The 5559-nt window shown below is 54.5% G+C and carries 2 protein-coding genes; both read left to right on the top strand.

What is annotated here, in order from left to right; translation table 11 throughout:
- Positions 1–279: 279 nt before the first annotated feature.
- Positions 280–2340, top strand: a complete 2061-nt coding sequence (locus ACR3FF_RS25410) for a type B DNA-directed DNA polymerase (RefSeq protein ID WP_458190896.1) — start codon at positions 280–282, stop codon at positions 2338–2340.
- Positions 2341–2482: 142 nt separating this feature from the next.
- Complete coding sequence (locus ACR3FF_RS25405) at positions 2483–5488, top strand: GAF domain-containing protein (protein ID WP_458190895.1); 3006 nt, start codon at positions 2483–2485, stop codon at positions 5486–5488.
- Positions 5489–5559 lie beyond the last annotated feature (71 nt).

Below are 5559 nucleotides of genomic sequence, written 5' to 3'. Positions count from 1 at the left end.
GGCGCTCTCACTGGAGTGAGACCGCCGTCTTTGGTTGAATCATTCGCTCATCCGCGCCAGCTACTCTCGTCTCGCCCCAGAAACCGAGTCAGTAATCAGGAACGATGGGAACTACCGAGACTCGTAACCATCATACTCGTATCCAGTGAACAGCTCTCGTGTTACACTGTCGTAACGCATACCGAGCGGCTAGTGTAACGCACAATGAGTCCTTCTTTCGCCTCGCAACCGCGAGGAGAAAAGAAGGATTTGTTACACCCCACAGTAACCGAGTGAAAATTGTGCATCAGAACGGACGCAATTTGCGCCCGTTCCTCATCTCCGCGGGCACTGTGGGGGCGGTGGTGTTACGCCCGACCGAGGGAGGGCGTTACGACAGCGCGTGCTGCCCTTCGTGATCATCCTGCCGTTGTTCGGGTTGCTACTACTGATGAACGCGTGAGATTCCGGCACGACCCCGAGCAAGTACTCCAGGTGGACGTGGTCGACCTCAAGGCGGTGAATTCAGTGGCACGGATGGTAAGCAAGTGGGGCTCGCCTGGTGAGTATCGCTGCTACAACATCGACTTCTCGCGGGAGTTTCGGTATTGTCTCGAAGAGGGGATTGACCCGCTGCCAACCCACGAACTCTCGCAAATGCAGATTGCTGTCTCGGAGACAGAACTCAGGAGTGAGAGGGTTACCGAACTCACAATCGACGATGAAACGGTGACTGGGAGTGGTGAAGACGTGTTAACGGCATTGTCGAATCGAGTTGAGTCGGTTGACCCCGACGTTCTGTTCCTGAATTCCTGCGACCTCATTCCAGTCCTGTTCCAGCAGGCCGATCGGCTCGGCGTAGAGTTTCAACTTTGTCGGCGGCCTGGATGGCAACAACTGGCGGGTGAATCGACCTACGAAAGCTACGGCCAGGTCGGGCACTCACCTGCACGCTACAATCTTCCCGGGCGGGTGATCATCGACGGCTCGAATACATTCATGTGGAATCAGACCAATTTGGGTGGTTGTCTGTATCTCGTTGAGCAGTCGGGCAAACCACTGCAGGAGTTGGCGTGGTCGTCGATCGGGAATATTCTGACCGGGATTCAGATCCAGGAGGCGAGGGAGCGGGATGTGATTGTCCCGTGGCGTTCGTGGCGACACGAGAAGTTCAAAACGATGCGCCAGCTGCATGATGCCGACCGGGGAGGATTCACCTTTTCGCCGAATGTTGGCTTGCACGAGGACGTTCACGAACTCGACTTCTCGTCGCTGTACCCGAATATCATTGTCACGCGGAACGTGAGTCCGGAGAAGATTCGATGTGAGTGTCACTCTGGGAGGAAGGACGTGCCAGGCATCGGGTACTCGATTTGTGACGAGCGGGGCTATCTTCCGGACGTGCTTGAGCCGCTGATCGAGGATCGGGATGCGATTAAAGCCAAGATTCGGGAGACAGAGGACGAGGAGCGTCGCGAGGAATTGGAAGGCCAGTCGAGTGCGATCAAGTGGATTTTGGTCTCCTGTTTCGGCTACCAGGGCTTTTCGAATGCGAAGTTTGGCCGTATCGAGTGCCACGAAGCGATCAACGCGTTTGCTCGGGAGATTCTGTTAGAGACGAAAGCAGTGCTTGAGGAGCATGGGTGGCGGATTGTGCATGGCATCGTCGATAGCGTGTGGGTGACGCCGATCGAAGGCGAAGAACAGACATCGCTTTCAGAGCTTGTCTCGGAGATTTCCGAGGAGGTGGCAATTCGGCTTGAGTATGAAGCTCACTACGACTGGATCGCGTTCGTGCCGTTGCGTGATTCGGATGCTGGTGCCTTGACGAAGTACTTCGGGAAGGTCGCTGGCAAAGATGAGTACAAGTATCGGGGTATCGAGTGCCGTCAGCGGAGTACGCCATCGTATATCGACGATGCACAGAAAGCGTTGATTCGAGTAGTGGATGTGTCTCGTGATCCAGAGGCGGTGTGTGTGGAATTGCGGTCGTGGGTGGATCGACTTGAGCGTGGGGCGGTCGATCCGAGTGAGTTGGTGATCACGAATCGGGTTTCGAAGAAACGGGAGGACTACACGCAGTCCACGCGGAGTGTGGCGGCGTTGGAGCGAGCGGCCGAATTGGGGTTAGCGCGGTCGCCTGGTCAGAGTGTGTCGTATGTGGTGGTCGACGATGCAAAGCAGTCGCGAGAGCGGGTGCTATTGGCGAGTGAGGAGTTGGACGAGTATGATACTGGATTCTATCGGGAGTTGTTGGTTCGTGCTGCGGCGAGTGTGGTGTCGCCGCTGGGGTGGCGTGCGTCGGATATTGAGGAGGAGTTAGGGCAGTATACTGAGTCCAGTTTGGTGTCTTTTGGTTGAAGCTGCATTCGATTACTGTGGTCTCCCCACTCTGGGTGTACATGAACCCGTCTCTTCCTGTTTCTCACTCGCTGATCTCAAAATCAGTATTAACCATTTCTGTTGACAGAATATTTTTGCACGTCCATGGTTACGTAGTAGTATGAGTTCATCCGCACCCTCTCCTACCACTGTTCTTGAAGTGTTCGATACCTTCGGTCCGCCCGGCACGCCGTTGACCACCACAGAGGTCGCAGAGAAATTCAACTGTACCGACCGAACAATCTACAATAAATTGGACGCGCTCGTCAACGACGGATTGCTCAAAACGAAGAAAGTCGGTGCTCGCGGGCGGGTGTGGTGGCAACCTCCGCGTGACCCTGAACAGCAAGCAAACTGCAAACTGAACCTGGACTGGATCACTGAAACCCCATCATACGTAGACGAATCACTGATCGCTCTTCAGTCCGGTAGTGAGATGGCCAAACGAATCCGAAAAAAGGACTGGTCTGAGACAGCCCTCGGCTCGATGGACGACTGGCCCCAGCAGTTGCAAATAGCGGTCAACATTATGTTGAGTGCGAACGAGGCGATCGGCATTTACTGGGGGAGTGAGCACACACTCCTGTACAACGATGCATGGCGAGAGCTAATCGGTGATAAACATCCGGACGCACTGGGACAACCTGCTCGAGAGGTGTTTCCGGAAATATGGGGGTCGATCGAACCGATGTTTGAACATGTTATGGATGAAAAGGGTGTTGTCAAGGAACAAGAAAAGCGCTTGTCCCTTGATCGCGGAGAAGAGATGGAAAACGCCTGGTTCGACTACTCTTTCAATCCAATTCCGGTTGCGGATGGCTCTATCGGGGGTGTCTTTAACATTGCAATTGAAGTCACCGAGCGTAAAAAGGTTGAAAAGGAGCTGCGGGAGGCCAAAGAGCAACTGGAGGTCGCAACCACCGCAGGTTCTGTCGGGATCTGGGTGTGGGACTTAGAGACTGATCTGGTTACTGCCGACACAACCGTTGCGGAAACATTTGGTATTGACCCCGAGACAGCAGCTGCGGGCACACCCATTGATGACTATATCGCGTCGATTCACCAAGATGATCAGGATCAGATGCAACAGGCACTTGAGACGGCTGTCAACGAGACCGACGAGTTCGAGTCTGAATATCGAGCACTGGACATGAACGGCAACGAGCGGTGGGTCCTGGCACGTGGTGAAGTTGAGTACGACGAGAACGGCAATCAAATTCGGATGAACGGCGCCCTCCTTGACATCACTGAGCGAAAGCACCGAGAAGAGGAACGGCGTAAGCAGGCGGAACTAGATGCATTCCGCGTCACACTCGTTGATAACCTTCGCCCGATAGCTGATCCCGCCGAGATGCAGCACGAGGCCGCACGCATCATCGGGGAGCAACTGGACATTGATCGCGCCCTCTACGGCGAAGTGTTGGCGGACGGAAACACAAATCTGATCCATGCCGATTATTACCGCGGTGACGTTCCGTCTTTGGTCGGCGAACACCACCTCCATGAGTATGGCCAGTACATCACTGAAGGGTTTCAGGCCGGTGAAACCCTGGTGATAAACGATTTTTCAACTGTTTCGGAGCTGAGTGACGAAGAACGGACTAGGTACCTGCAAATGGACATCTGTGCGTGGATAGGTGTCCCCCTAATTAAGGACGGTCGTCTCACCGCATACTTCATTGTCAACCAGTCGACTCCCCGAGAGTGGACAGACACCGAAATCGCGATGATTGAGGAAACAGCCGAGCGCACCTGGGCGGCAGTCCAGCGCACCCAAGCAGAACAAGCACTCCAGGAGAGCGAAAAGCGATTGCAACAGACCAACGCCTCCCTCGAACGGCTCAACGCCGCGAGCCAAGAACTCATTAACGCTGATATGGAGGCAATCAGCGACCGCGCCGCCGACCTCGTCCTGGATATCCTCAACGTCGAATGCGCCGCACTCTGGCGCTACGACGAGACAACTGGTGACCTTCAAGAGAATGCCTGTCACACGAACTCGGAGATAGACCCCGCTGCAATTCGACTCCCCGACCAGTTCTCCGAGCAAGTGTGGCAGACGTTCCTCGGCGACGATCTTGACATCGATAACGACCTCACTACTCCCGAGAATGCGTCGTCGGGCTCACTACTGCGAAGTCGGGTACTCGTGCCGCTGGGGCGACACGGTGTCATCTGTGCTGGCTCGACGCGGACCGGAACGTTCGACGAGCAGACGATTGGCCTCATAGAAACGATCGCCGCGACCGTCAAAACGGCATGGGACCGCGCAGAAGGCGAACAGGAGTTAAACCGACAAAACCAAGAATTAGAACGTCTCGACCAGCTCAACACCCTCATTCGGCAAATCGATCAAGCACTCGTGCGGGCCGATACGGTCACCGAGATCGATCAGTCAGTTTGTAAGCGACTAGCGGACTCTGATCTCTTCGAGTTTGCATGGATTGGTGAATTTGATGCGATCAGAGAAACAATTGAACCACGACAGTGGGCTGGTATCAATAGTAGCATTGTTGAGGATCGTACGATCACCATCGACGACAGTGCGACAAACCAGAATCCCGTGGCTGCCACAGCCTCCACTCGAGACACGCAGGTTGTTGCGGATATCGCCACTGATAGACGAATTGGTTCGTGTCGAGGGGCTATTCTCGAGGAGGGTGCCCGTTCCTGCATCAGTATTCCACTACTCTATAAAGAAACGCTGTATGGGATTCTGTCGGTCTATATTGGGCAGCCACAACCGAATGAACGCAATCAGCATATATTGGATGAACTTGGCCGAACGATTGCCCACGCGATTCATGCTGCCCAGAAACAAGAGACCACACAGACGGACAGTGTCGTCGAGCTCACACTCCAATTTCAGGAGCCAGCAACGGTGCTCGCACGACTCGCTCGGGATGCTGATGTCCAACTCCAATTCAAGGGTATCGTTCCCAGTGAGAACGGTTCTTCGCACGTATTTTTCACCGGAGATCAAGCGTCGGTAGATGAGATTCAGAATACAGGAACAAATCTCTCTGGGATTTCAGCGCTAACGTGTGTTGCCGAGCACGATGAGTCATGTATGTATAAAGGGCCGTGTTTAATCGCCAGACAGCACCGGATCAAGTCGCTGGAGTAAGGGTGATGAAGCGGAAGACTGCGAAGTGTGCCAACGCAAATCTCCCGCTTCACCGAACGAACTGTCTTCGC

This window comes from Haladaptatus ordinarius (assembly GCF_054177595.1).
This window is presented reverse-complemented; position numbering and strand designations above follow the sequence as displayed.

Coding starts and splice junctions, on each gene's coding strand:
- ACR3FF_RS25405 (WP_458190895.1), top strand. CDS start 2,483: ATGAGTTCATCCGCACCCTCTCCTACCACTGTTCTTGAAGTGTTCGAT.